Origin of the sequence: Parasphingorhabdus sp., assembly GCF_036963705.1 — a bacterium.
Taxonomy (GTDB): Bacteria; Pseudomonadota; Alphaproteobacteria; order Sphingomonadales; family Sphingomonadaceae; genus Parasphingorhabdus.
Genome location: NZ_JBALUT010000147.1, coordinates 1 through 2,088, shown reverse-complemented (window position 1 = coordinate 2,088; position 2,088 = coordinate 1). Strand labels below are relative to the sequence as shown.

3 protein-coding genes are annotated in these 2,088 nt (G+C 56.9%); all 3 read right to left on the bottom strand.

All coding sequences use genetic code 11. The features are described 5' to 3' along the window. Nucleotides 1-838 (bottom strand): carbamoyl phosphate synthase preATP-grasp domain-containing protein (locus tag V7680_RS15525; protein ID WP_442955072.1); only part of this gene is annotated, 838 nt, incomplete at its 3' end. Continuing rightward, nucleotides 838-1,215 carry a ribonuclease E inhibitor RraB gene (locus tag V7680_RS15520; protein WP_335654156.1) on the bottom strand — a complete coding sequence of 126 codons (378 nt, stop codon included), beginning with the start codon at nucleotides 1,213-1,215 and terminating at the stop codon, nucleotides 838-840. The genes V7680_RS15520 and V7680_RS15525, both read right to left, overlap by 1 nt. Continuing rightward, nucleotides 1,215-2,088, bottom strand: an 874-nt coding sequence (locus V7680_RS15515; RefSeq protein ID WP_335654155.1) for a carbamoyl phosphate synthase small subunit, incomplete at its 5' end; no start/stop codon positions are given. The genes V7680_RS15515 and V7680_RS15520, both read right to left, overlap by 1 nt.

Here is a 2,088-nt window from a genome sequence, read left to right as displayed (position 1 = left end):
CTGTTTCCACGCCGATTTCACGCAGCACCGCGATGCTGGCGTTGCGCATGATCTGATATTCCTTGTCGGTCAGGGTCAGCGCCGGAGCCACGGTGATACTGTCACCGGTGTGCACGCCCATCGGATCGACATTCTCGATCGAGCAGATGATGATGCAATTGTCGTTCTTGTCGCGAACGACCTCCATCTCATATTCTTTCCAGCCGATGATCGATTCCTCGATCAAGACCTCATTGGTCGGCGAGGCTTCAAGGCCCGTGCCGACAATATGCATGAATTCTTCTTTATTATAAGCAACGCCGCCGCCGGCCCCGCCCATGGTGAAGCTCGGCCGCATGATCGCCGGCAGGCCGATTTCTTCCAGCGCCCGCATGGCGTCTTCCATATTATGGGCAATCGCCGAACGCGGGCTTTCCAGACCGATCTTGGTCATCGCCGTCTTGAACTTCTCGCGGTCCTCGGCCTTGTCGATCGCCTCGGCATCCGCCCCGATCATCTGCACGCCATATTTTTCGAGCACACCCATCTTGTTGAGCGTCAGCGCCGTGTTCAGTGCCGTCTGCCCGCCCATTGTGGGCAGAATGGCGTCAGGACGCTCTTTTTCGATGATTTTTTCGACAATTTCGGGCGTGATCGGCTCGATATAGGTCGCATCCGCCATTTCCGGATCGGTCATGATCGTCGCCGGGTTGGAGTTGACCAGGATGATCCGGTAGCCCTCCTCCTTCAGCGCCTTGCACGCCTGCGTGCCGGAGTAATCAAACTCGCAAGCCTGTCCGATAATGATCGGGCCAGCGCCGATGATGAGGATGGATTTTATGTCAGTTCTTTTGGGCATTATGCAGGGTTCTCATCAGAAATTTCGCCATTCTCGTTGCAGGCAAAACAGCCCCAACCATCATGGTCGATGTCATATTCGCTCTCGATCTCGAGGCTTTTGCGGGTTAACTCGCGGATCGTCTCGCGCTTTGTGTCGAGGTCAATCTGCAGTTCGATTACCCACTCGTCATCTTCATTGGATACCAGCGCCGAGCGAAAGCCCCATTTGGCCGCGTCGTTCTTCAGCTTGTTGAGATCGGAGACCGCGCCGACAAATTGCACGTTAATTTCGCGCACAACATGCGACAAATCGCCGCCTGCTGCCATATTTTGCAGGATTTCGTCATCAATTGCCCATTCTTCGGCAAGATGTTCAGGATCAATCGGTCCGCTCATTAGCTGAGGCCCCCCACGAATTTCTCGAACAGATAGAAACTGTCCTGCGGGCCGGGGCTGGCTTCGGGGTGATATTGGACGCCAAAGGCGCGCTTGCCGATGATTTCGATGCCGCAATTGCTGCCGTCGAACAGGCTCTTGTGGGTTTCGTGAATATTGTCCGGCAGACTCTCGCCGTCGACCGCGAAACCGTGGTTCATGCTGGTAATCTCGACCAGACCTTCGGTCTCGGCCCAGCCGCCGCCGATCCGCTGCACCGGATGATTGGCGCCGCGATGGCCCTGATGCATTTTCACCGTCTTGGCGCCCGCCGCCAGCGCTAGCATCTGGTGGCCGAGGCAGATACCGAACAGCGGGATATCCTGTTCCAACAGCTGTTGGATAACCGGAACCGCATAGGAACCGGTCGCCGCCGGATCGCCGGGGCCGTTGGACAGAAACACCCCGGAAGGCTGCAGCGCCATGATTTCATCAAACGAAGTTTTGGCAGGAACCACAGTGACTTTTGCGCCAGCCTTAACAAGGTTTCTGAAGATATTGCGCTTCGCACCATAATCGATCGCCACCACATGCGGACGGGATGAAGATGCTTCCATATCTTCCAGTGGTTCGTAGCCATGACCCAGTCGCCACAGGCCGCCCTTGTCCCAAAGCTGGGTCTGGTGCCCGGTCACATCCTTGGCCAGATCCATGCCTTCGAGGCCGGCCCAGGCCCGCGCCTTGCCAAGCAATTCGTCAATGTCGAACTTGCCATCCGGATCATAAGCGATCACCGCGTTAGGCGCGCCCGCTTCGCGGATCCGCCGGGTCAAAGCCCTTGTATCCACACCGGAAATTCCGATCCGGCCCTGTTCGGACATCCACTGGTCAAAC